Annotated in this window: 19 protein-coding genes; 5 read left to right on the plus strand and 14 right to left on the minus strand. The window is 66.3% G+C overall.

Annotated elements, in window-relative coordinates; translation table 11 throughout:
• The 9 genes from cofG to selA all read right to left on the minus strand — a co-directional run.
• Positions 1-1486 (minus strand): 7,8-didemethyl-8-hydroxy-5-deazariboflavin synthase CofG (gene cofG, locus M622_RS33435; protein WP_021250039.1); only part of this gene is annotated, 1486 nt, incomplete at its 3' end.
• On the minus strand, positions 1483-2547 hold the full coding sequence (locus tag M622_RS33440) for a phosphotransferase family protein (protein ID WP_021250040.1): 1065 nt from the start codon (positions 2545-2547) through the stop codon (positions 1483-1485). The genes M622_RS33440 and cofG, both read right to left, overlap by 4 nt.
• A gap of 20 nt (positions 2548-2567) precedes the next feature.
• A complete protein-coding gene (locus tag M622_RS33445; protein ID WP_021250041.1) occupies positions 2568-4184 on the minus strand; it encodes an AMP-binding protein in 1617 nt (538 codons plus the stop codon).
• An 11-nt stretch (positions 4185-4195) separates the two neighbouring features.
• Positions 4196-5395, minus strand: a complete 1200-nt coding sequence (locus tag M622_RS33450) for a thiolase family protein (protein ID WP_021250042.1) — start codon at positions 5393-5395, stop codon at positions 4196-4198.
• A gap of 20 nt (positions 5396-5415) precedes the next feature.
• Positions 5416-6204, minus strand: a complete 789-nt coding sequence (locus M622_RS33455) for a nitroreductase family protein (RefSeq protein WP_021250043.1) — start codon at positions 6202-6204, stop codon at positions 5416-5418.
• An 82-nt stretch (positions 6205-6286) separates the two neighbouring features.
• Positions 6287-7501 (minus strand): acyl-CoA dehydrogenase family protein, encoded by a 1215-nt coding sequence (locus M622_RS33460; protein WP_021250044.1) that lies wholly within the window; start codon positions 7499-7501, stop codon positions 6287-6289.
• Positions 7502-7656: 155 nt separating this feature from the next.
• The gene (locus M622_RS39405) at positions 7657-8250 is read right to left on the minus strand and encodes a TetR/AcrR family transcriptional regulator (protein ID WP_021250045.1); all 594 of its coding nucleotides are present in this window, start codon (positions 8248-8250) and stop codon (positions 7657-7659) included.
• A gap of 167 nt (positions 8251-8417) precedes the next feature.
• Positions 8418-8540: a hypothetical protein gene (locus M622_RS40730; RefSeq protein ID WP_021250046.1), complete on the minus strand. Its 123-nt coding sequence runs from the start codon at positions 8538-8540 to the stop codon at positions 8418-8420.
• Entirely contained in the window at positions 8537-9946 is a 1410-nt protein-coding gene (gene selA / locus M622_RS33470) for an L-seryl-tRNA(Sec) selenium transferase (RefSeq protein WP_052028727.1), read from the minus strand. The genes M622_RS40730 and selA overlap by 4 nt, the downstream gene beginning before the upstream one ends.
• A 314-nt stretch (positions 9947-10260) precedes the next feature.
• Here selA and M622_RS33475 point away from each other — a divergent pair, with 314 nt between their 5' ends.
• The 3 genes from M622_RS33475 to M622_RS33485 are packed head-to-tail and all read left to right on the plus strand — an operon-like array spanning position 10261 to position 13387.
• On the plus strand, positions 10261-11415 hold the full coding sequence (locus M622_RS33475) for a DUF1214 domain-containing protein (protein WP_052028731.1): 1155 nt from the start codon (positions 10261-10263) through the stop codon (positions 11413-11415).
• Entirely contained in the window at positions 11399-12565 is a 1167-nt protein-coding gene (locus M622_RS33480; RefSeq protein WP_021250050.1) for a sulfotransferase family protein, read from the plus strand. The genes M622_RS33475 and M622_RS33480 overlap by 17 nt, the downstream gene beginning before the upstream one ends.
• 33 nt (positions 12566-12598) lie before the next feature.
• Entirely contained in the window at positions 12599-13387 is a 789-nt protein-coding gene (locus M622_RS33485) for an SDR family oxidoreductase (protein WP_021250051.1), read from the plus strand.
• 102 nt (positions 13388-13489) lie between these two features.
• Here M622_RS33485 and M622_RS33490 read toward each other — a convergent pair whose 3' ends face one another.
• The 5 genes from M622_RS33490 to M622_RS33510 all read right to left on the minus strand — a co-directional run bounded on the left by M622_RS33490 (position 13490) and on the right by M622_RS33510 (position 19882).
• Positions 13490-15118, minus strand: coding sequence for a DUF1302 domain-containing protein (locus tag M622_RS33490; RefSeq protein WP_021250052.1), 1629 nt, complete (start codon positions 15116-15118; stop codon positions 13490-13492).
• A 25-nt stretch (positions 15119-15143) separates the two neighbouring features.
• On the minus strand, positions 15144-16526 hold the full coding sequence (locus tag M622_RS33495) for a DUF1329 domain-containing protein (RefSeq protein ID WP_031347159.1): 1383 nt from the start codon (positions 16524-16526) through the stop codon (positions 15144-15146).
• 186 nt (positions 16527-16712) lie between these two features.
• Entirely contained in the window at positions 16713-17045 is a 333-nt protein-coding gene (locus M622_RS33500) for a 4a-hydroxytetrahydrobiopterin dehydratase (protein WP_021250054.1), read from the minus strand.
• A gap of 46 nt (positions 17046-17091) precedes the next feature.
• Positions 17092-18792 (minus strand): class I adenylate-forming enzyme family protein, encoded by a 1701-nt coding sequence (locus M622_RS33505; RefSeq protein ID WP_021250055.1) that lies wholly within the window; start codon positions 18790-18792, stop codon positions 17092-17094.
• 16 nt (positions 18793-18808) lie between these two features.
• The gene (locus M622_RS33510; RefSeq protein ID WP_021250056.1) at positions 18809-19882 is read right to left on the minus strand and encodes an MBL fold metallo-hydrolase; all 1074 of its coding nucleotides are present in this window, start codon (positions 19880-19882) and stop codon (positions 18809-18811) included.
• A 246-nt stretch (positions 19883-20128) separates the two neighbouring features.
• Here M622_RS33510 and M622_RS33515 point away from each other — a divergent pair, with 246 nt between their 5' ends.
• Together M622_RS33515 and M622_RS33520 are read left to right on the plus strand one after the other, a co-directional pair.
• Positions 20129-21238 (plus strand): aromatic ring-hydroxylating dioxygenase subunit alpha, encoded by a 1110-nt coding sequence (locus M622_RS33515; RefSeq protein WP_021250057.1) that lies wholly within the window; start codon positions 20129-20131, stop codon positions 21236-21238.
• A gap of 138 nt (positions 21239-21376) precedes the next feature.
• The gene (locus M622_RS33520; protein WP_021250058.1) at positions 21377-21670 is read left to right on the plus strand and encodes a hypothetical protein; all 294 of its coding nucleotides are present in this window, start codon (positions 21377-21379) and stop codon (positions 21668-21670) included.
• Positions 21671-21673 lie beyond the last annotated feature (3 nt).

Below are 21673 nucleotides of genomic sequence, written 5' to 3' on the forward strand. Positions count from 1 at the left end.
CCACGGCGCGCTCCACGGTGCTGCGCAAGCCGGGCGACAGGCCCTGCGCGCGCGCCGGTCGCCACGCCGCCGCTGCGGTGGGCAGCGCCTGGGCGGCGCCGGCAAACCAGCCGTCGGCGCGCACGCGGCCAAAGCTGTCGAGCTGGCGCAGTACCGCGGGGCACAGGCTGGCGTCCACCCAGCGCTCGGCCTGCTGGGCGTGGCGCGGCGCGATGGCCAGGCGCTCGGCCAGGTGGCGGCCGGCCGCGCGGGTCTGTTCGGCCAGCGCGTCCAGGTGCGGCCAGGGGGCCTCGGGGTTGACGTGGTCGGGCGTGACCGGCGACACGCCGCCCCAGTCGTTGACACCGGCCTCGATCAGCGCCGCCAGCTGCCCCTGCTGCAGGTTCGGCGGCGCCTGGATCGACATCCCGGCGCCGAAGATCAGCCGCGCCGCCGCGATCGTCCACTGGTGGTCTTCCACGCTCGGCTCGGGCGAGTCGGCCATGCGCGTGCCCGGCTTGGCGCGGAAGTTCTGCACGATGATTTCCTGCAGGTGGCCGAACTCGTCGTGCAGCTCGCGCAGCGCGAGCAGCGCCTCGATGCGTTCGCGCCGCGTCTCGCCGATGCCGATCAGCAGGCCGCTGGTGAAGGGCACCGCCCGTTCGCCGGCCGCACGCAGCGTAGCCAGGCGGGCTGCGGGGTGCTTGTCGGGCGAGCCCCAGTGCGGGCCGGACTTCTCGCATAGCCGCGGCGAGGCCGACTCCAGCATGATGCCCATCGACACCGACACCCGGCGCAGCCGGGCCAGGTCCTCGGCGGCCATCAGGCCGGGGTTCAGGTGCGGCAACAGGCCGGTCTCCTGCCACACGAGGCGAGCCATCGCCTCCAGGTAGCGCAGCGTGCTGTCGTAGCCCATGGCGTCGAGCGCAGCGCGGGCGGCGGGGTAACGCGCCTCGGGCTGGTCGCCCAGCGTGAACAGCGCCTCGCGGCAACCGGCGGCCTGCCCGGCGCGGGCGATGCTCAGCACCTGCTCGGGGCTCAGGTAGGGCGCGGCAAGGCCGCGCGGCGCCTGGGCGAAGGTACAGTAGTGGCAGACGTCGCGGCACAACTGCGTGAGCGGAATGAACACCTTGCGCGAGTAAGTGACGATGCGCCCGTGCCCGGCGAGGGTGAGGTCCTGGGCGCGCTGCAGCAGCCCGGGCAGGTCGGCAGCGCCGCCATCGGCCAGGGCCAGGGCCTCATGGACCGACAGGCGCGCGCTCAACGGGTCGCTCACAGCGTCACCGTCGGCTGGTTCGGAGCGGGTGGGGTGGTGTGCCATGGCAGACTCCTCGGATGGGGGGGAAGGAAACGGAGCGCCGTGATCGGTCTCGACCTGGAGGTCGATGCGAGGCTCGCCGCGGGTGGCGGCCGGGCGGATCAACATTGGCAGATCGGCAGGTTCGTCGACGTTGAAGGCCGGGCTGGTGCCGCCGAGCACTCCGATGGTGCGGGCGTCCGGGCTCATGCGGGCACCTTGGGGGCGGGAAGGTCGGGGGTATCGGAGAGTGCGCCGGCGGCCAGGGCCTCCAGCGCAGGCAGCTCGGCGGTGAAGCAGGCGAACTGCTGGTGTGCGAAGCCGGCGTCGAAGCCGAAACGGCAGCCCTCCAGCATCATCTGCAGGGCGCCGCGGGCCTGGTAGGCGCGGCGGCGCCACAGCGCGTCGGCCGGCAGCGCGGCATCGGCCAGGCAGCGGCCGTAGCCGGCCCAGAAAGCGGTGGGCAGGTCCAGGAAGCCGAAGATCCACTCGGCCGACGGATCGCCGAAGAAGGCGCGTTCGGCGTCCAGCAGCGCACTGATCACCCAGCCGTCCGGGCCCTGACGCACCAGCACATTGCGGGTCCACAGGTCACCATGCACCAGCCGCGGCGCCTCGCCCGGACGCAGGGCAGCGTCGAGCCGGCCACGCTCGCGCCGCAGCCGGGCCTGGAAGTCGTCCAGTCCTGGCACCGCCACGCCCTGTTCGGCGAGGTCGGTGGCCAGACCGTCGACCAGCGCGATGAACCAGGACGACACCGAGCCGTGCGCTGAAGCTGGCGCCGGGAAGCCACAGCGATCCCCGCGCAGCGCGTGCAGGCGGGCGACGAGTTCGCCGTACTGCCGCCACAGGCGCTGCTGGTCGGTGGCGGGGATGCGCGGCAGGACGCTCTCCCACACCTCGCCTGGCCGGCATTCGAAGACGGCCCAGTCGCGCGGCACCTGGCGCCGGCCGGTGTCGAGATGCAGCAGCGCCGGGATCACCTCGCCCAGCGTGCGCAGCAGCGGCAGCACGCTGCACTCGCGCTGCAGCAGCGCGCGCTCGTGGCGCCACAGCCGGGCACCCTCAGGCGGACCCAGGCGCAACACCACCGGGGGGCGCCCGGTCAGATCGAGCCGGTAGCTGGTGTTGAAGTGGCCGCTGCCCATCAGTGCCGCGCAGCTCAGCTCCACCGGCTGGCCCAGCGCCTCGCGACACAGGGCCTGCAACAGGGCGGGCTCCACCTCCTGGCGCAGCACGGGTGTCCGGCGATCGACGGCCACGAAGTGCATGCTCCGGCGCTCCCCTTCGGTCACGCGGCGGCCACGAGGTGCGCGCCGCCCGCGCAGAAGTCCTGCAGCAGGAGGCGCTCCTGCGGTTTCTCGGAGGCGGTCTTCGGAATCTCGGCCAGCACCTGCAGCCAGCTCGGCACCGCGTTGGCCTCCAGCGCCGCGCGGCAGTGCGCGAACACGGTCGCGGCGTCGAAACGGGCAGCGTCCACCGGCACCACCGCGGCCACCAGGTCGCGCTCGCCGGTGGCGCCCGAGGCGGCCGGCACGCCGTAGATGTACACGTCGTCGACCTGCGGGTGCTCGGCCACCACGCGCTCGACCACCGCCGGATTGATGAAATCGCCGTTGCGGCGGATGCCGCCGCCCTTGCGGTAGTCGTAGTACAGCCAGCCCTCGGCGTCGCGGTGGCCCATGTCGCCGCTGCGGTTCCAGCCCGCCACGATCTTGCGCTGCGAAGCCTCGGGGTTGTTGTGGTACTCCACGCGAGCCGCGCTGCCGTCGCCGGGGCGGCAGCAGATCTCGCCGATCACGCCGGGCGAGCATTCGTTGCCGTCGTCGTCGAGCACCTTCATCTGCACGCCGAACACCGGCTTGCCGAACGAGCCCACCGGCCCGTGGCCGGGCGGGTTGCAGGCCATGCCGCCGCCGTCGCTGGCGCCGTAGATCTCGAACAGCTGCACGCCGTAGCGCTGCTCGAAGGCGCGCCACAGCACCGCCGGCATGCCCGAGCAGATGATCAGGCGCACCGGGTTGTCGCCATCGTCGGCGCGCGCGGGCTCACTGTAGATCGCGGTGGCCATGCCGCCCAGCACCGCGAAGGAAGTGCAGCCATACCGGCGGGCGATGTCCCACAGCCGCGACTTGGTGAAGCGCCGGCTGATCACCGCCCGGTAGCCGAACTTCAGCGCCGGCAGCAGTGCGGTGGTCTGCGCGTTGTTGTGGGTGAACGACAGGCCGGTGTAGGGCCGCTCGTCGGCCTGGTAAGCGAAGAGCTGCGCAACGTAGGGCGTGCTCCCCAGGCGCCGGTGGTCGCCGACGATGCCCTTGGGGTCGCCGGTGGTGCCCGAGGTGTAGATGATCTGGATCGGGTCGTCGAGCTGCACATCGGCGGCCTCGACCTCGGGACCGTCGGTGGCCAGCGCCGTGGCGATGTCTTCCACGCCCTCGGCGCCTGCTACCGCAGCCAGCCCCGGCTCGCCGCTGTCGATGGCCAGCAGCCACTGCACCGAGGGCGCCGCGGTGCGCGCGGCCAGCACCTCGGCGAGCGCGTAGTCGGCGGTGATCACGCCGCGGCAGGCCGAGTCGTGCAGCATGAAGGCCAGGCGCGACGCCGGGGTACGCGGGTCGATCGGCACGAACACCGCGCCGAGCAGCGACGCGGCGACCATCGCCTCGACGAACTCGGGGTGGTTGCGCATCACCAGCGCGAAGCGCTCGCCGCGGCCCAGGCCCAGCGCCGCCAGCCGTGTGGCCAGCCGGTTGCCACGGCGCCACAGGTCGGCGTAGGTGCGCACTTCGTCGGGCGTGGCGCCGCCGTCGAGGCTGAAGTGTTCGAAGGTCAGCACATCGCGGTGGGGCTGTTCGGCCGCCTTCAGCGCGATCAAGTCCGACAGGATCAGTTCATTTCGTGTGCGCATGAGCAGCCTTCTCAGCGCACCAGCACTGCGATGTTCATTGCAGCCACTTCGCCGCGGATGCTGCCGCCGCCGTTGTGGGTCAGGCCCACCTTGGCGCCGTTTACCTGGCGCTCGCCGGCACGGCCCTGCAGCTGGCGGGTGATCTCGAAGACCTGCGCCAAGCCGGTGGCGCCCACCGGATGGCCCTTGCGCAGCAGCCCGCCGGAGGTGTTGACCGGGACGCGCCCGCCCAGCCGGGTGTGGCCGTCCCGCAGCAGGGCCACGCAGTCTTCGGGCCGGGCCAGACCGAGGTGATCGTAAGTCAGCAGCTCCGTGATGACCGAGCTGTCGTGCAGCTCCACCACGTTCAGGTCCTCGGGGCCCACGCCGGCGTCGGCGTAGGCTTGGGCGATGGCGAGCGTGGTCACGGTCTCCTCGGCCTGGGGCGGGTGCTCGAAGTACGAGTACACCACGCTGGAGACCAGCCGCACCGGCTTGCGCAGGCCCAGCTGGCGCGCCTTGCGCTCGCTGACCACCACCGCCGCTGCGCCGCCGTCGCCCAGCGGGCAGATCATCGGCCGCGTCAGCGGGGCCGAGACCACCGGCGCGGCCAGCACCTCGTCCACGCTCATCACCTTGCGGAACTGCGCGTTCGGATTCAGGCTGCCGTGCAGCGAGTTCTTGACCGTGACCAGGGCGAAGTCCTCCAGCGTCGAGCCGTAGGTGGCCATGTGCTCGCGCGCCAGCTCGCCGTAGAAGTCGACGAACATCGAGCGGTTCTGACCCGAGCCCTCGGTGTGGTCGGCCATGAAGCGGTCGCGCTCCTCCACATCCACCGCGCCGCCCAGCGCCGCGTAGCTCACCGCCTTGTTCTCGTGGTAGAGCTTCTCGAAGCCCATCGCCACCACCACGTCGTAGTAGCCGGCCGAGACCATCATCGCCGCCTGGTTCAGCGCGGTGGAGCCACTGCCGCAAGCGTTCTCGATGTTGATGATGGGCACCCGGCCCAGGCCGATGTCGAGGAGCGCGACCTGGCCACGGATCGACTCCTGGCCGGTGACCAGGCCGGCCGCGCAGTTGCCGCTGTAGACGGCCTCCACGTCGCCCAGGCCCAGCCCGGCGTCTGCCAGCGCGGCCAGCACCGGCTGGCCGGCCAGCCATTTCAGGCTCTTGTCCAGGTGCTTGCCGAAGGGCGTCATGCCGACGCCGGCGATCACTGCGTTGAGTCGCATCTCGATTTTCCTCCGCTCAGTCAGAGCATGCCGCTGCGCGGCAGGTTGTAGCGCGCGCGGATGGCCTCGACCTCCGCCTCGCGGCCCGGCAGCGGCGCGGCGACCTGGATCATGCCGCTGGCCTGCAGCTCGGCCGTGACCGCAGGGTCTCGCGGGAAGGGCTGATCATAGCTGTTGAGCTGGAACAGCTGCTCGAACGGCAGGCGCGGGCGCTGGCCGCCGCCGTCGGCGCTTTCCACCGGATAGCCCAGCGTTTGCGCGGCGGCGATGCGGCAGGTGTCGGGCAGCTTGAAGGCCTTGCGGGTGCGCTCCCAGTTGGGCGAGCCCTGCAGGCACATGCCCAAGCCCAGCTCGATGCCCACCAGCGTGGCCTGCGCGATCGCCTGGCCGAGATCCATGTCCACCAGGCCGGGGGCCTTCAACGCATCGGCGCCCTTGGTGAACATCGGCACCAGCGTGCGCTCCAACTCGTCGTGGCGGTCGGGGCCGTAGCCCAGGGCGCCGACGGAGACCAGCTCGCGCAGACGCTGGCCGGCGTCGTTCATCGCCAGCGTCTCGATGTACCAGAGGATCACAACCGGCGCCTGCTGGATCTGGAAGCCGCCCACCGGCGAGGGCAGGCACTCGAGCTGCTCGGCGCTGGCGGTGGCGCGGTTCACCACCAGAGCGCGGGCGGCGTTGTTGTTGCCGAAGTGCGAGGCCAGACGGGCGGCTTCGAGCATCTTCTGGATCTTCCACATCTCCACCGGGCGGTCCGGGTCGAGGTAGCGTAAGGAGCGGCGGGCGCCGATGGCTTGCTGGAGTTCCATGCGTGTCTCCGTGGAGCTAGGGTGAGGGGGAAAGCTGGGCGTCGACCAGGAGCGACGACGCCGGTCGTGAAAAAACGGGGGATCAGAGCCGCGCAGCGGCCATCAGGCTGAGGACGTAGTTCTCGCCGTCCTCGATCATCGAGGTGCGGGCATCGCGGAACAGCTTCTCGACCGGGTACTCGTAGGTGAGGCCGTTGCCACCGAGCATCTGCAGCGCCTCGCTGGCCACCTCGAAGGCGGTCTGGGTGGCGTAGACCTTCACGGTCGCCGCCTTGGCATAGGGCAGCATGCCGCCGGGCGCGGTGGCCGCGGCGATGGACATGCGGCGCACGTGCGAGCGCATCACCTCCACCTTCTGGAACATGCCGAACAGCCGCAGCTTGACCGCCTGGTGTTCGATGATCGGGCGTCCGCCCTGCACCCACTGCCTGGCGTAGTCGCGCGCGCACTCGTAGGCGGCGCGCGCCACACCGACGAGCTGTGCGCCCATGTGCACGTTGGCGCCGGTGAAGAGGGCCTCCCAGATCATCGGGTAGGCCTGCGGGCCCTCGGCGATCAGGAAGCGGCGCGGCACGCGCACGTTGTCGAAGAAGATCTCGCCCTGGTTGAGCGCGCGCTGCCCCAGCTTCTCCAGTGGCTTGCCGCGACTGATGCCGGGCAGGTCCAGCGGCATCATGAAGGCCGCCCCGTCCGCCAGGCCGACCGGCGAATCCTGGAAGCTGGCGAACACCGCACCTGAGCCGGCGATCGTGCCGCAGGACACCCAGGCCGACTTCTGGCCGTCGAGCACATAGTCGTCGCCGTCGCGCCGCACCTTCAAGGTGGGCTTGATGCGGGGGTCGCGGTAAGCCGGTTCGGTGAAGGCGACGTGGTCGCTGCCGTGCGAGGGCTCCGTGACGGCCAGGCAGCCCAGTTCGTCGCGGGCGGCGAAGAACTCCGCCAAGTCCTGGCGGCCGAACGACGCGGCGAAGGTCGGCATCATCTGGTGCAGTGCACAGGTGACGAACAGGCCCACGTCGCCGGCGGTCAGCTCCTCCAGCACGATACAGTGCAGCAGCGCGTGCTGCGCCGGACTCAGATCCGGCGCGGCGATGCTGGCGCCACCGCCGAAGCCCAGCGCCTTGTACCGGGCCAGCACGTCCCACAGCTCGGAACCGGGGGCGATCGCCTGCTCGGCCGACAGCCGGTCCAGTCGGGCGCCAGCGGGTCGCAGCACCTCCGTGGCAAAGCGCCGGCAGGTGTCACGGATGGTGCGCATTTCGTCGGTGACGCCGACATCGTTGTCCAGATCGTCCATGGTCTCAACGGGCCCCGGTAAACGTGATGAAGGAGAAGTGACTTGATTTCAGCATCAATTGATCAGCAAGTCAATTAACTTCCAGCATAAATTGATCAGTGGGTTAATTAACGACGAACCTCGGACATTCCCGTATCCGAACGGACGATGCAGCGTCAGGTCACCGAGGGCGGCACGCGCATCAGGCCGCCGCGCAGCATGCGCTCGAAGGTGCGCATGCTGCGCGCGAACTCCTCATGCGACGCTACCTCGCCGTGCATGCCGGCGAGCCGGGTCATGCAGGCCGAGAGCACCCTCACACCGGCATCGATGTCGACGTCCGGGTCGAGCTCACCGCGGCGATGAGCGCGTTCGAGCAGCTCGCGGAACAGCATCGGGAAGGCTTCGCTGCCTTCGTCGCGGCTGATCCTGAGTTCCGGGTGTCGCAGGATCTCGCCTACGGCCAAGCCGGCAAAGCGCATCACTTCGGGCCGCTGCCCGGCGAATTCGATGGCCCGCTCCACCCCCAGGCTCAGCTGCTGCATGCTGGGGGCGTCGGGCGCCTCCAGGGCGCTGGCTCGGTAGAGATCGAGCAGCTTGAGGTTGACATCCATGACCGCCGCGCGGAACAGCGCTGCCTTGTCATCGAAGTAGTGGTACAGCAGGCTGCTGGTCACCCCGGCGAAAGCGGCGATCTCGCGGTTCGTCGTGGTGGCGTAGCCACGCGCCGCGAAGCAGTGGATCGCGGCATCCACGATGGCCTGGCGCATGTCGCCGAGCTGTTCATCGGCCGGAGGTCGGCCAGGCCCGCGCTGCCTGCGCGGTTTGACGGCGTTCGTTCTTGATGCGGTGAGCATGGTGCGCTGAGCCTCGCGTTGGGGGGCTGCGGGATGGTTTGGACGAGTATGGATTGCAAGCCGGAACCCCAGGCTGCAGCTTAGCGGATCGTGGCCGGGCGTGCCTTGATGACTACCTCCAGGCGATCCGCGCGCGCCCCGGTCAGCTGCCGCACCAGGGAGATCCTGCCGTGATCCACATGGCCGGCGGTGGCGACGATCATGTCAATGCCTCCGGCAAGGCGATCCACTGCACGAGAAAATCGCCTTCGCTTTCCAGGCAGCGGCAATCCAGCAGCAGGCGGCCACTCGAGAGGCGCCCGATGATGGGTAGCGGCAGGCCACGCAGCGCTGCTGCCAGGCTGCGCAGCTCGCCGTCATCGCCCGACAAGGGCGCGATCTCGAGGGCGGCGCTGGGCAGGGTCTCCACTGGCAAGGCGCCGCTGCCGATCAGGCTGTGACAGGGCACCACCGTGAGCCGGAAGCGCGCGCCCAGCGCCGCAGCGATGGCTGGCTGCACACGCCTGGCCTGAGCCTCGATGTCAGCCAGCGGCCGGGTCAGCAGGCGCAGGGTGGGCAGACGCTCCTTGAGCGTGGCGGGATTGCGGTAGAGCTTGAGGACTTCGGCCAGGGCCGCGAGATTGAGTTTGTCGAGGCGCAGCACCCGCTTCAAGGGATTCTTGCGGATGCGCTCGATCAGCTCCCTGCGCCCGGCGACGATGCCGCACTGCGGCCCACCCAGCAGCTTGTCGCCGCTGAAGGTGATCACGTCCGCGCCCTGGGCCACGGTGGCGGCCACGGTGGGCTCGGCGGGCAGGCCGAGGGCGGCGAAATCCACCAGGCTGCCGCTGCCCATGTCCACCACGAAGGGTAGCCTGCGCTCATGCGCCAGGGTGGCCAGGGCTTTTTCATCCACGCTGTGGGTGAAGCCCTCGACGCGATAGTTGCTGGTGTGCACCTTCATCAGCAAGGCCGTGTGCTCGCCGATGGCACCCGCGTAGTCCTTCAGATGGGTGCGATTGGTGGTGCCCACCTCCACCAGGTGACAGCCGGCGCGGGCCATGATCTCGGGCACCCTGAAGGAGCCGCCGATCTCCACCAGCTCCCCGCGAGAGGTGGGCACTTCGCGCCCCAGAGCCAGGGTATTGAGGACGAGGAAGATCGCCGCCGCGTTGTTGTTGACCACGGTGGCCGCTTCGGTGCCGGAGAGCTCGCAGATCAGGGCTTCGACGTGCTTGTCGCGCTCTCCGCGCTTGCCCTGGGCCAGATCGAATTCCAGGGTGGATGGAGCCGTGGCCACCGCCACCATGGCCGCCACCGCCTCAGCGGGCAGCAGGGCACGGCCGAGGTTGGTGTGGAGCACGGTGCCGGTGAGGTTGAACACCGAGCGCAAAGTGGGCTGGTGACGAGCCTGCAGTTCAGCCTCCACGCGCTGGCTGAAAACCTCGTCGGCGACCAGCGCCGGACGGCCGTGATCGAGTTGCTGCCGCAGTTGCGCCTGCACGCCGCGGATTGCCCGACTGACCTCGCCATGACCATAGCGCGCGACAGCGTCACTCATCTGCTGCAGCATGGTTTCGACTGAGGGTAGGGCTCGACGCGGGTCCGGGGCCGGCATGGGGGCGTTCATGGCTGTGCGGTATCTCCGTCCCTGATCGGCGCGCCTGTTGCGGCCACCTTTTTTCTGGCCAAACCGCGGAGGCACTTGCTGGAGGTGCTCGGCCAGAATCTGCTCTGCAGCGAGTATATCGCCCACAAGCTCAAGTTCGAAGCCCAACTGAATGAGGATGTGGACAGGCCTTGCCGCCACCGCAAGCCATAGCCACAACTGCCGCCCCCGACGCGTTACGATCTGCAACGAGCTTGGCTCTCCACTGAACAAGCTGCAGCCCTCCCTGGATCAGGAACGCAGCGCTGAAATACGCATTGCTGAAGGAGATGATGATGACCGCGAAATCGCCACAAGGCGCCTTGGATATTGAGGATGGCCTTGTTTCAGGACGCCTCTGGGACGAGTACTGCGACGCGATCAAGCGCGTTGGCCGCCACCTGTTGAGGCCGGAGGCCCCCCGTGACGCTTTCAACCAGGCCGAGGGCGTGCGCTATCTGACAAGGATGGTGCGCGCCGGGCTCGAATTGATGGTGGAAGCGGGCACACCCGAATTCCCACGCTTTTCCGACCCTGCCGGCGGTTTCATCAAGATCGGCGGCGACAACCCCGACAACCTTTACCTCAGCACCCCGATCAGCGGCGAGCTGGAATACCGCATTCACGGCCAGCGCGGCGACGCACCGACGATCAACTTCGCGACCAAGAACGGGGGCTACCAGAAGCCGGGGGCCAAAATGCTGGGCACGGGCTTTCTCGACGGACGTGAGCTGGAAGTCGATGAAGGCGGGAATTTCGAGATCCTGGTCTCGGCCAGGCGCCCGCCATCAGGAAACTGGTTGCCGATGGAGCCCGACAGCAATCTGCTCCTCATCCGTCAGACCTTCCACGACCGGCGCAGCGAGCACGCCGCACAGCTGCACATCGAGCGCCTCGGCAGCACCGACGCCCCGCCAGCGCTGGACCCCCAGGCCTTCGTGGGCCAGCTCATGGCCGCAGCCCGCTACACCGAAAACACGGTGAAGCTGTTCACCGACTGGGCAGCGCACTTCAAGCGTGAACATCACAACACGCTGCCCCTGGGCGAGCAGAGCATGTTCCAGGCTGCGGGCGGCGACCCCAACATCACCTACTACCACGGCTACTGGGAGCTCGCCGACGACGAGGCCATGGTGATCGAGGCCAGCCTGCCACCCTGCGAGTTCTGGAACTTCCAGGTCGATAACTTCTGGATGGAGTCGCTCGACTACCATTGCCAGCGCATTCACCTGAATTGCCATGGCGCCCGCCTCAACCCGGACGGCAGCGTCACGATCGTGGTCGCGCACCGCGATCCGGGACATCCGAACTGGCTCACCACCGCTGGCCACGCGCTGGGCACCAGCCTGTTCCGTCTGATCGGGGCGCAAGACAGGCCTGCGCAGATCAAGGTCCGGATCGTCAACTTCGATACGCTGACGGGAGGGCGCGAGCATGGATCTCAAGCTTGACGCCCTGCTGAACGAAGCGAGCCGTCGCGCTGACGGACTGAGCGATTTCGGCGATGAGCGCTTCCGCGCGCCGGCGCAGGTACTGCTCGACGCCATGAACCGCGAGGGCGGACTATCTGCGGCCGGACGCCAGATCTGGCATTCACGCCTGGTCGAGCTGCTCAGGAATCGCCTGCTGATGGAGCAGTTCTTCAAGCTTCATCCCGAGATCGAAGACGAAGAAATCGGCGGCCCCATCGTCATCGTCGGCCTGCCGCGGACGGGCACCACCTTGCTGCAGCGCATCCTCGGCTGCGACCCCCGCTTTCATTCCATGTTCTATTGGGAAACGCGCTTTCCCGCGCCCCTGACCGAACCCGGCACGCCCGGCCCAGACCCCCGCATCGCCCTGGCCGAAGCGGAAACACAGGCCATGATCGCGGCCAACCCTGCGCTGCTCTCCATTCATCCGCTCGACGCGCGCGAGGCCGACGAGGAGGGCATGCTGCTTGAGCATTCCTTCCAGAGCTTCTTTGATTGCTATGCCGACATCCCGAGCTACACGCAGTGGATGTGGAGTCACGATCAGCAAGCCGCCTACGAGCATCTCCAGCGCATGCTGCGCTTCATTCAGTGGCAAAAACGTCTGCGCGGAGAGGTGGGCCGTGACTGGGTGCTCAAGACCCCTCATCACCTGCGCCAGCTCGACGTCCTGCTCAAGGTCTTTCCCAAGGCGCGCGTGATCCAGACCCATCGCGATCCACTGCAGACCATCCCCTCCATCGCCAGCTTCATCTACAACCTGTGGAAAATTCACATGTCGCAGCCGGACCCGTTACGGGCCGGTCGCCAGTGGTCTGCAATCTGGGCGCGCGGAATCGAACACAGCATGGCCGTGCGCAATGAAATGCCGGCGGAGCGCTTCTTCGATGTCTGGTTCTCCGACACCCTGGACAAGCCGCTCGAGGTCGTCAGAAGCATCTACGACTATCTGAACATCAGCTTTCCTGCGGACACCCGGGAGCGCATGCAGACCTATCTCGACGCGCACAGCCGTGAGAAACGCCCGGTGCACGAGTACGGCCTCGGGCACTATGGCCTGTCCGAGGAGCAGATCAAGGCCGACTTCGCAAGTTACCGGGAACGTTACGTCCTGCACCGCAGCCGCTGAAACCCGAACACGACAATGAGAGGTACTACATCCATGTTGCTCAAGAACAAAGTCATCATCATCTCCGGCATTGGTCCGGGCCTGGGCGTCAAACTGGCCATCGAGGCGGCGCGCGAGGGCGCGCGCGTCGTCATCGCCGCGCGCACCCAGGCCAGTCTCGACGACGCCGAAGCACGCATGCTCGAAGTCGCACCGCAATGCACCGTGCTCAAGCAGACCACCGACATCACCGTCCCCGACCAGTGCCGACGCCTCGCACAGCGCGCGCTGGAGCGCTTCGGGCGTATCGACGGCCTGGTCAACAGCGCCTTTCTGCACGGCGGCCCCGCGCGGCTGGGCGAGGGCAGCCTGGACGAGCTGCGCGCAGTCTTCGAGACCAATGTGCTGGGCACATTGAACATGACGCAGGCGGTGGTTCCGGCGCTGAAACAAGGCGGCGGGGGCGCCATCGTCATGGTCAACACCATGGCCACGCGCCTGGCGAACGACTTCGAAGCGGGCTACGCCGCATCCAAGGGCAGCTTGAGCACAGCGGCCAAGTACCTGGCCCTTGAGCTCGGCCCGCACAACATTCGCGTCAACAGCCTGCTGCCCGGCTGGATGTGGGGCGTCCCCGTGCAGGGCTATGTGAAGCACGCGGCCAGAACCGAAGGCGTGACCGAGAAGGCGGTCATCGCACGCATCGCCGCGAACATCCCGCTCGGCCGCATCATCAGGGATGAGGAGTGTGCCCGTGCCGCGCTCTTCCTCGTCTCCGACCATGCAAGCGCGATCACCGGCGCTCAGCTCGACGCCAATGGTGGCCAGTTCATGGCGGGTTGAAATCGGGCAGACAGACTCGATGTGAGAGCTCGAGAACGCAATTGAAAAGGCCCGCAGTGCGTAACACACTGCGGGCCTTTGGCTTCCATGGGCGAGAAAGCCTCAGAAGGTGTACTTCACCACCATGGACAGCTGATCACGGTCGGTCAGCTGACGATTCTTGACTGAATCGAGGCTGGCATCGCCAAAATAGCCCAGGTAGGTCAGGCCGATCTGCAGGTTGCGCCGGTAAGTCATCGTCGCGCCCACGCTCAGGCGGTGATCACCCTCACCCATGCCCAGGTTGCCCTGCAGCGTACGGCCCTTGAGCTGACGCGAGTAGCTGATCGGCACACCCAGTTCCCAGTTCTCGATGATGCCCGGGTAGGTCAGACTGAGCGTCGAGGCAAAGGCCAGGCCATAGCTGCCGAAGCTGAGCGAGTCAGACGCAAGCGTAGGAACGAGACCCAACGAAGTATCACCAGTGGCACCCGGCACGCGTCGTGCGTCGGGGTTACGCACGTCCGTATAAGCCAGCTCCGCAAGGAAATTGGCCTGCGGTGCGAGGAAAGTCCGTCCGAGGTTGATGAAAGTGTTGACGTTAGTCTGAAGTACGTCGGCCTTGGTAGCCGTAGGAATAGGAGTTGCGCCTGCAGGTCCCAAACGTGTCTTCACCAGCGCTGGCGCATCCTTGCGGTAGGAAACTTCCGCTCCGAGCGTCGCAATCCCCAAGCTGGTGCTGAAGGTCGCACCGAGCATCTTGATGTCTTCAAAGTAGCGATGGCGGAAGTTTGGGGCCCTGGGATTAGAGACATAGTCGATATCGACCATCGGCGCGCGATCATGGTAGTTCAGGTAGATCAGGCCGACTTCGGTTTCATCGGTCACCCGATACTTCGCACCCACACCCCACTGCCCAGTCTTGCCCGGAGCTTCATCCTGGGCACGGGGCGTCGTGCACACACGCTGACCGCCGATCATGGCATATCCGAGGCAGCTTGCCCCCGGGCCGACAATGTCCGAGGTGCTCATGAACGAGCCGGGCGCGTTGACGATCGTCTTGTGCCAGTTGTATTGAACGTGCGCCATCAGCGACAGCTTGTCGGTGGCTTCGTACAGCATCGAGATCTGGTCTTCCGGCAGCAACTGATCCTTCACCTCGGTACCGGGCACACCCGCCTTGGTGCCGTCGGCAGGCCCTTGCGCACCTGAGATACCCGGAATGAAGAGGGTCTCGCCCCAGGAAACCACGTGCTTGCCCAGGCGCAGGGTCGCACGCCCCTGATCACCGACGTCAAATGAAGTGTAGCCATAGACGTCCAGCAAGCGACTGTAGCCCCCGTGGTAACGCTTGGTGTCGCTCGAGAAGCGATTTGCCGGGCCACTCTTGTTCGGGTAGGTGGCGACGCTGTTGTCGTTGCTGCTGTGATACACATCATCGTAGAAGGTACTGGCCGACACGATGAAGCCGGAGGCCCCCTTCTTGAAATGCGTGTCAAGCAACAGGCTGACGCGGTTCGATGTGAGCGCGCCCTTGTCGAAGTTGTTGTTGCCGTCGTTGCCCGAAGCATTGCCAGCCAGCAGCTTGTCTCGGCCTTCCAGGCGGGTGGACAAGGTGTAGGTGGAGGTCAGGCGTGACTCGAACACCGCGCCATTGGCAAACTCGACCGCCTCGAAGGCCATCGCCGGCGCCATCGCGCCCATCCCGATCACGGCCAGCGCGATGGGCTTGATCTTCTTGTGCAGCTTCATGATTACTTCCTCAAAGTCGATGTGATCACTGGCCCATGGCGCGCAGCGCGGCGGGGGTATACATGTCCGGGGTCAGACCACCGGCATTGAGAACGTAGGCCTTTTCGCGCTCCTGGATGAGGTTGAAACCGACATAGGTGCCCGAGTTGAGGTCGTGATAGAACGAGGTGCCCGCCTGCCAGGCATTGAGGTCGAATGCGTAGTAGTGGTTGATGAAGGCGTGCTGCCACAGCTCACCGCGGGTGTCGTAGTAGTCACCCACCGAGGCATGCCAGTTGTCTTCGTCAATGAACATCACGCGCTTGCCGTAGGCGTGGCGATAGCCTTCCTTGAGCGAACCTTCGAGCACCCACACGCGGTGCAGCTCGTAGCGCAGCAGGTCGGGGTTGGCGTGACCCTTTTGCAGCATGTCGGCGTACTTCACGTTCTTGCTGTGCAGGCGATAGGAACTGGCCGGGATGTACATTTCCTTCTTGCCCAGCAGCTTCCACTCATAGCGACTCGGGTCGCCGTTCATCAGACGGTCCTGATCGATCGTCATCTTGCCCGAGGTGGCGCCCATGGGCGAGTCGAAGCCGTAGGTGGGCAGCTGGCGCACGCGGCGGGTGCCCGGATCATACTGCCAGGCCAGGCGCTTGTTCCGGGCAAAGTTGACCGGCTCCTGCGACCCAGTGAAGCTGCCGCGGTCGCGCTCGGGCAGCAAGGTGCCCGACAGCGAATAGGCCATCAGCCCTTCCATCGGCTTGCCGATTTGATCCGGCGAAGTGACGACGTTGAGGTTCTTGTTGATCTGGCGACCCCAGGTGATGGCGCCGTCCGAGCCGATGTCGGCGATGTCGCGCACGATTTCCTCGGTATAGGCGCGGTAGGGGAAGTTCATGTTGGCCAGGACTTCCATCGGTGCCTTCGGAATCGGGAAGCCGATCGAGCCCTTGTAGCCGGTATACCCCAGCCCGTCATCGATCAATTCAGCTTCAAGAGCGTTCTTCTTGGCAATCTCGCAGATCTGATCCGGGTAACGGAAGTCCCGGTGGGTCTGATAGACCGGGATACGGAAGGTATCCGGGAAGCGCTTGAACATGGCCTGCTGACCCGGGCTCAGCTTGTCGGCGTACTGAGCCATGTTGGCCGCGGTGATCTGAAACAGCGGCTTTTCTTCCGGATAGACATCGACCGGATGCTGGCCGACGTGCAAGGTGTATTCAACGTGGGGGGGCTTGCCCAGCCACTTGCCGGAGAAGGCGGGAATGCTGCCATCGGCGTTGCCAGCGACTTCGGCGCCGACGCAGGTCAGCTCCTTGCCCAGTTTGGCCGCTTCAGCTTCGCTCACCTTGGCCATCACGGTGCTCGTCATCAGTGACAACGCAATCGTCGTCATGACCGGTACCCAGACGCGGGTTTTAATCATTTAAATCTCCTTATTGGCGGGCATTGGTCTCCCCCGATTTATGCAGCAAACTCGACATCGAGAGCGTGTGATCTCCCTCCATCACCCCTCGATATCGGCTTGCATTATTTTGTTACCGTTGCAAGCGGCACATCGTCCGATAGGACTAAGTCGGCGATCGACTCAGGCACTTCTACCCCACCGCGCTCATTCACACCCGGGGTGAAGCTCATCCACGCGAGCCGCGCAGATGAAATCCTTGCGCGACAGCCCCGCGCAGTCATGGGTCGTATACTCGACGCGGCAGCTACCGTAGCGCACGACCAGCACCGGGTGGTGGTCGCAGCCGTGGGCAACCCCGGCCACCGCATTCACAAAGGCCATCGTGTGGTGGTAGTCGGCAAACGCAAAGTCGCGCACCAGCCGCCCACCCTCCCGCCGCCACGCCGGCACCTGATCCAGCAGCGCGCCGATTTCGGTCTCGCTCAGCGCGGCCGCAAGCTGCCCACGACCGCAAGGCTCTTGTGCCAGTGTCACCATGGCATTGCCCTCCTGACGACAATGGCCACGAGTGGCCATGGGGGGATCAGCTCAGCTGCCCATCGACAAAGGCACTGCGCAGCTGGCGCTTGAGCAGCTTGCCCGCCGGATTGCGCGGCAGCGCCTGGGTGACGACCTGCACCACCGCCGGCACCTTGTAAGCTGCCAGATGCGCGGCGACATGCGCGCGCACCGCTTCGGCATCGAGCGTGCAGCCCTCGCCCACCGACACCACGGCTGCCACCATCTCGCCCATGTCCTCGTCCGGCACGGCGAACACCGCTGCCTCGAGCACATCGGACAATTGCAGCAGGCAGGATTCGACCTCGGCGGCAGCGATTTTCTCGCCACTGCGGTTGATGACGTCCTTGATGCGATCGACGATGAAGAGGAAGCCTTCGTCATCCAGGTAGCCCACGTCGCCGCTGCGGAACCAGCCCTCGCACATGGCCGCCGCCGTGGCGTCCGGATCGCGCCAGTAGCCCTGCATGATGGTCACCCCGCGCAGCCACACCTCGCCCTGCTCCCCGATGGGCAAGGACTGACCCATGGCGTCTGCGATGCGCACATCGATGATGGGCGAGAGCACGCCGGCGCTATGCGGTTTGTAGGCAAACAGGGTGCCGGAAGCGGCAGCGCCGACACCGTTGGTCTCGGTCAGGCCGAAGCCGACGCCTGACAGCGAATTCGGACGCCGGCGCTGCAATTCGTCGATCACGCGCTGGAACAATCCCGCCCCGCCAAAGCCCAGGCCCGACAGGGTGCCGGTCAGCGCCGGGTCATCGAAGCCGGGCTGCGCAAGCAACTGCATGACCATGGACGGCGCGCCGTTGAACTGCGTGATGCGCTCGGCCTGAATGACCTCGATCGCCTGCACAGGATCCCAGCGGCTGACAAACACCAGACGGCGGCCGTTGCGCAGCGCGCTGAGCAATTGCGCATGCAGGCCGCTGACATGGAACAGCGGCACCGCGGTCAGCGTGGTCGGCGGCAAGCCGCGTGCCATCAGCGCCGCGACGGCCTCGGGCGAAGTCAAGGCCGACAGCGCGCCGATGAAGTCGATGTTGAACAGCGCCTGACACACACTGCGCTGCGATGAGAGCGCGCCCTTGGCGCGGCTGGTGGCGCCAGAGGTGAACAGGATCAGGGCGGGGTCATCGGGTCCGAGTTCGGGCAGCACCGGCGGCTCGGCAGCCTGACTGACCACGGCCTGGTAGTCGGCAGCGCCTGCCGGCAGCTCGGTCGCGCCCACGCACAGAATGCGGCAACCCGCGACCCGGGTGTCGCCGCCGATACGCGTAAGACGGTCGCTGTCGCAGGCGAACACGCAAGGCTCGACATCGGCCAGCGCCGCATGCAGCTCCTCGCCCAGCCCGAAGCTGTTGAGCGGGGCCGGCACCGCGCCGATGAGGCCGGTCGCGACCAGCACCACCGCCCACTCGGGGCGGTTGCGCATGGCGATGGCGACACGATCACCGGGTTTCACGTCCCAGGCACGCAGCTGCGCGGCTACCGCATCGACCTCGGCGAAGAAGCGATCGAAGGTCCAGGTCTCGCCCAGATAGCTGATGAAGGGCTTGTCACCGTGCGTGCGCGCGCTCGACAGCAACTCGGGCAAGGTGCGAAAGGCATTGCGATACACCCGCAGCGCGCGCCCATCCACGACCTCCTCGGCGAGCTCGAACGGCGCGCCGGGGGCTGTGAGCTGGGCGCGAATCTTGTGGGCAAGTTCAGAAAGCTGGGACATCAATCACTCCTAAGAATCAGTTTGCAAGGCTGAAGCGATACAGCCCGTCATCATCCAGCACACGCCTCACCTCGCCCGCATAACGCAACCAGGACAGATGAGCAATGGTCTCGCCCAGCGCCATCATGTCTTCGACAGCACTGCGCACCTTGGGAAATTGCCTGATTTTGGTCTCGAACGCGGTGGCCGAGCCCACCTCGCGCAGATAGCTGCGCACGATCTCGAACTGCTGCGCGTGATGCGCATGCAACTCGGTCACGCGCGGGAGAAGACCACGAAATACGCGTTCATGCGAGGGCAGCACCAGCGTATCCGGCGCCAGGGCGGCGAGTCGATCGAGCGACTCGAGCCACAGCTGCAGCGGATTGGCCTCGGGCTCCATGTCGGTCACCAGCACGTTCGAGGTGATGCGTGGCAACAACTGGTCGCCGGCAATGAGCAGACGATCGTTCTCGCAATACAGGCAGGCGTGCTCGGGGGAATGCCCCTCGCCGATCACCACTCGCCAGTCGCGCCCGCCGATGTTGAGCACCTGGTCTTCGCGCAGCCGGTTGAAGGCGTTCGGTTGCGGCGGCATGAAAGGGTCGCGGCGCAACTTGGCGAACATCTCCTCGATACGGGCAAGTGGCATGCCCGCGCGCAGATAGAACTGTATCAAGGACTCGGGCAAGGGCTCGGGCAGGGGTCCGCCCAGGGTGCGCATGGTGAAGTACTCACCATAGGTCATGTACAAGGGCACATTGAAGCGTTCGGTGAACCATGCTGCCAGCCCGGCATGATCATAGTGAAAATGGGTGCAGATCAACCCCTTCAGCGGCAAGCCCTCGAAGTGGCGGTCGACGATGGTTTCCCACAGCGCGCGCGAGTTCGCCAGATTGAGCCCGGTGTCGACGACAAACCAGCCATCGGTGTCGCGCAGCAGATAGACGTTGATGTGGTCGAGCTGCATCGGCATCGGCTGGCGTGCCCACAGCACGCCAGCCGCCAGGGTGACGACTTCGCCATCGGGCTGGGGCGGGACGAAGGGAAACTCGATCTGGCGCCCGGCGTCAGGCACTGCCGCTGCGGCGGGCAGACTGGTTGCGGCCATGGGGTCTCCGTCATTATGTATTGTTAGAGCCTTACCTTATGCGGGGCCGTTTCGTCCGGACACGTCCAAAAGGACGATGTCTGCAAAGGACACCGCACCGACGATGCAAGGCCATCGTCCGAATAAGGGATGTGGATCAACGCAGCACTCGACAAAATCGGTAAGAATCAGGGTCATTGCCGTCGTTTTTGCTGTTCCTGGCCCGATGAATCGCATACAGACTCATTACGAAGAGGAGGCCCCCCCATGGCCACAACAAAAGACTATCGCCTTGGTGAATTCACCTTTCCGCGCGGCTGGTTCATGATCGCGGAAGCGTCCGAGCTCGACACTCACAAGCCCCTTTCGGTGCGCTTCTTCGGCCAGGATTTCGCACTCTACCGTGGCCGCGAAACCGGCAAGGTGGTGTTGCTCGACGCCTACTGTCCGCACATGAAGACGCACCTTGCCGCACCCAACACCACCTCCTACGTCGTCATCGACGGCGGTGGCTCCAACGTCGAGGGGGACGACATCCGCTGCCCCTACCACGGCTGGCGCTTTGGCGCCGACGGCAAGTGCAACGACATCCCCTATCACGAGGGTCAGATCCCGGCCGCCGCGAAGGTCAAGTCGTGGACGGTGGTCGAGAGCCTGGGCGCGATCTGGGTGTGGTACGACCCCGAAGGCGGCGAGCCGGAATGGGAGCACCCCAGCCTCAAGGAATGGGACGATCCGTCCTGGGTGCGCTGGAAGTTCGATCACCTCGGCATCCTCAACCAGCACCCGCAGGAAGTCATCGACAACATCTGTGACTACGGCCACCTGAGCCCGATCCATGGCTCGACCGTGCAGAAGTATGAGAACGAGTTCCAGGGCCACCACGCCATTCAGCGCCAGTGCGGCCCGCACCGCACCCTGGTGGGCGAAAACGGCGTCAGCCCGGTGCTATCCACGGTCACCGTCTATCACGGTCCGGGCGTGCTGATTTCGCACCTTGGTGGCCTGTACGAAGCCGTGCTGTTCATCACCCACACCCCGGTCGAGGACGGATCGATCAAGGTCTGGCATGCCCTGCTCGTCAAGTCACCCAGCGGCAGCGCAGTGACCACCCGCACCGACATGATCGCCGCCCGTCAATTCCAGGAGTCCAGCCGCCTCGCCTTTGCGCAGGACTTCGAGGTGTGGACCAACAAGGGCCCGTGCCTGAACGGTCTGTTCATTCCCAGCGACGGCCCCTTCATGAAGGCGCGCATCTGGTACAAGCAGTTCTTCAACCCGCGCGCCAAGAAGCACGAATACCTCGAGCAGTGCGAAGGCTTCTACGTGCCCAAGGGCATCGCGCCCTTCACTGACGACGCGCCCGCAGCAGCCTGAATCTGCCGCGCGCCACCCGGTGTGAATGCGGTCTGTCCTTGCGGACAGGCCGTATTTTTTCTGTCAGCGCCCCCTTCCAACGCTCGCGCTCACGCATGGCGTCGGTCGTCGACGCCATGCAGCAACCCGGAGCAGACAATGAACTTTGCACAAATCGCACCCTGGGTCGGACTCATCGGTCTGATCGGACTTGCCGGACTGGCGGGCATCCGCAAGCCCGCGCTCAAGACCCAGCCCGGCGCCCTCATTCGCCTGCTGGGCATCGCCGGTCTGGCCGGCATCAGCGGCTTCTGGATCGAGGGCGCAGGCGCAATGGGCGCTTTCGGCGCGCTCGGCCTGTGGAACCATCAATCCCCCACGCTCGCGCTATGGGGCAAGCTGGGCTGGGCGGGCGTGGTCGGCGTGCCTTTCGCCATCGCCGCCCTCATGTGAACA

Source organism: Thauera terpenica 58Eu (assembly GCF_000443165.1).
GTDB lineage: Bacteria > Pseudomonadota > Gammaproteobacteria > Burkholderiales > Rhodocyclaceae > Thauera > Thauera terpenica.

What these genes read in the sequence shown, in the direction of transcription:
- M622_RS33490 (WP_021250052.1), bottom strand. Translation starts at nt 15,118, where the DNA reads ATGAAGCTGCACAAGAAGATCAAGCCCATCGCGCTGGCCGTGATCGGG.
- M622_RS33455 (WP_021250043.1), bottom strand. Translation starts at nt 6,204, where the DNA reads ATGGAACTCCAGCAAGCCATCGGCGCCCGCCGCTCCTTACGCTACCTC.
- M622_RS33475 (WP_052028731.1), top strand. Translation starts at nt 10,261, where the DNA reads ATGACCGCGAAATCGCCACAAGGCGCCTTGGATATTGAGGATGGCCTT.
- M622_RS33460 (WP_021250044.1), bottom strand. Translation starts at nt 7,501, where the DNA reads ATGGACGATCTGGACAACGATGTCGGCGTCACCGACGAAATGCGCACC.
- M622_RS33500 (WP_021250054.1), bottom strand. Translation starts at nt 17,045, where the DNA reads ATGGTGACACTGGCACAAGAGCCTTGCGGTCGTGGGCAGCTTGCGGCC.
- M622_RS33505 (WP_021250055.1), bottom strand. Translation starts at nt 18,792, where the DNA reads ATGTCCCAGCTTTCTGAACTTGCCCACAAGATTCGCGCCCAGCTCACA.
- M622_RS33450 (WP_021250042.1), bottom strand. Translation starts at nt 5,395, where the DNA reads ATGCGACTCAACGCAGTGATCGCCGGCGTCGGCATGACGCCCTTCGGC.
- M622_RS33485 (WP_021250051.1), top strand. Translation starts at nt 12,599, where the DNA reads ATGTTGCTCAAGAACAAAGTCATCATCATCTCCGGCATTGGTCCGGGC.
- M622_RS33480 (WP_021250050.1), top strand. Translation starts at nt 11,399, where the DNA reads ATGGATCTCAAGCTTGACGCCCTGCTGAACGAAGCGAGCCGTCGCGCT.
- M622_RS33510 (WP_021250056.1), bottom strand. Translation starts at nt 19,882, where the DNA reads ATGGCCGCAACCAGTCTGCCCGCCGCAGCGGCAGTGCCTGACGCCGGG.
- M622_RS33515 (WP_021250057.1), top strand. Translation starts at nt 20,129, where the DNA reads ATGGCCACAACAAAAGACTATCGCCTTGGTGAATTCACCTTTCCGCGC.
- M622_RS33495 (WP_031347159.1), bottom strand. Translation starts at nt 16,526, where the DNA reads ATGATTAAAACCCGCGTCTGGGTACCGGTCATGACGACGATTGCGTTG.
- M622_RS33440 (WP_021250040.1), bottom strand. Translation starts at nt 2,547, where the DNA reads ATGCACTTCGTGGCCGTCGATCGCCGGACACCCGTGCTGCGCCAGGAG.
- M622_RS39405 (WP_021250045.1), bottom strand. Translation starts at nt 8,250, where the DNA reads ATGCGCCAGGCCATCGTGGATGCCGCGATCCACTGCTTCGCGGCGCGT.
- M622_RS40730 (WP_021250046.1), bottom strand. Translation starts at nt 8,540, where the DNA reads ATGATCGTCGCCACCGCCGGCCATGTGGATCACGGCAGGATCTCCCTG.
- selA (WP_052028727.1), bottom strand. Translation starts at nt 9,946, where the DNA reads ATGAACGCCCCCATGCCGGCCCCGGACCCGCGTCGAGCCCTACCCTCA.
- M622_RS33445 (WP_021250041.1), bottom strand. Translation starts at nt 4,184, where the DNA reads ATGCGCACACGAAATGAACTGATCCTGTCGGACTTGATCGCGCTGAAG.
- M622_RS33520 (WP_021250058.1), top strand. Translation starts at nt 21,377, where the DNA reads ATGAACTTTGCACAAATCGCACCCTGGGTCGGACTCATCGGTCTGATC.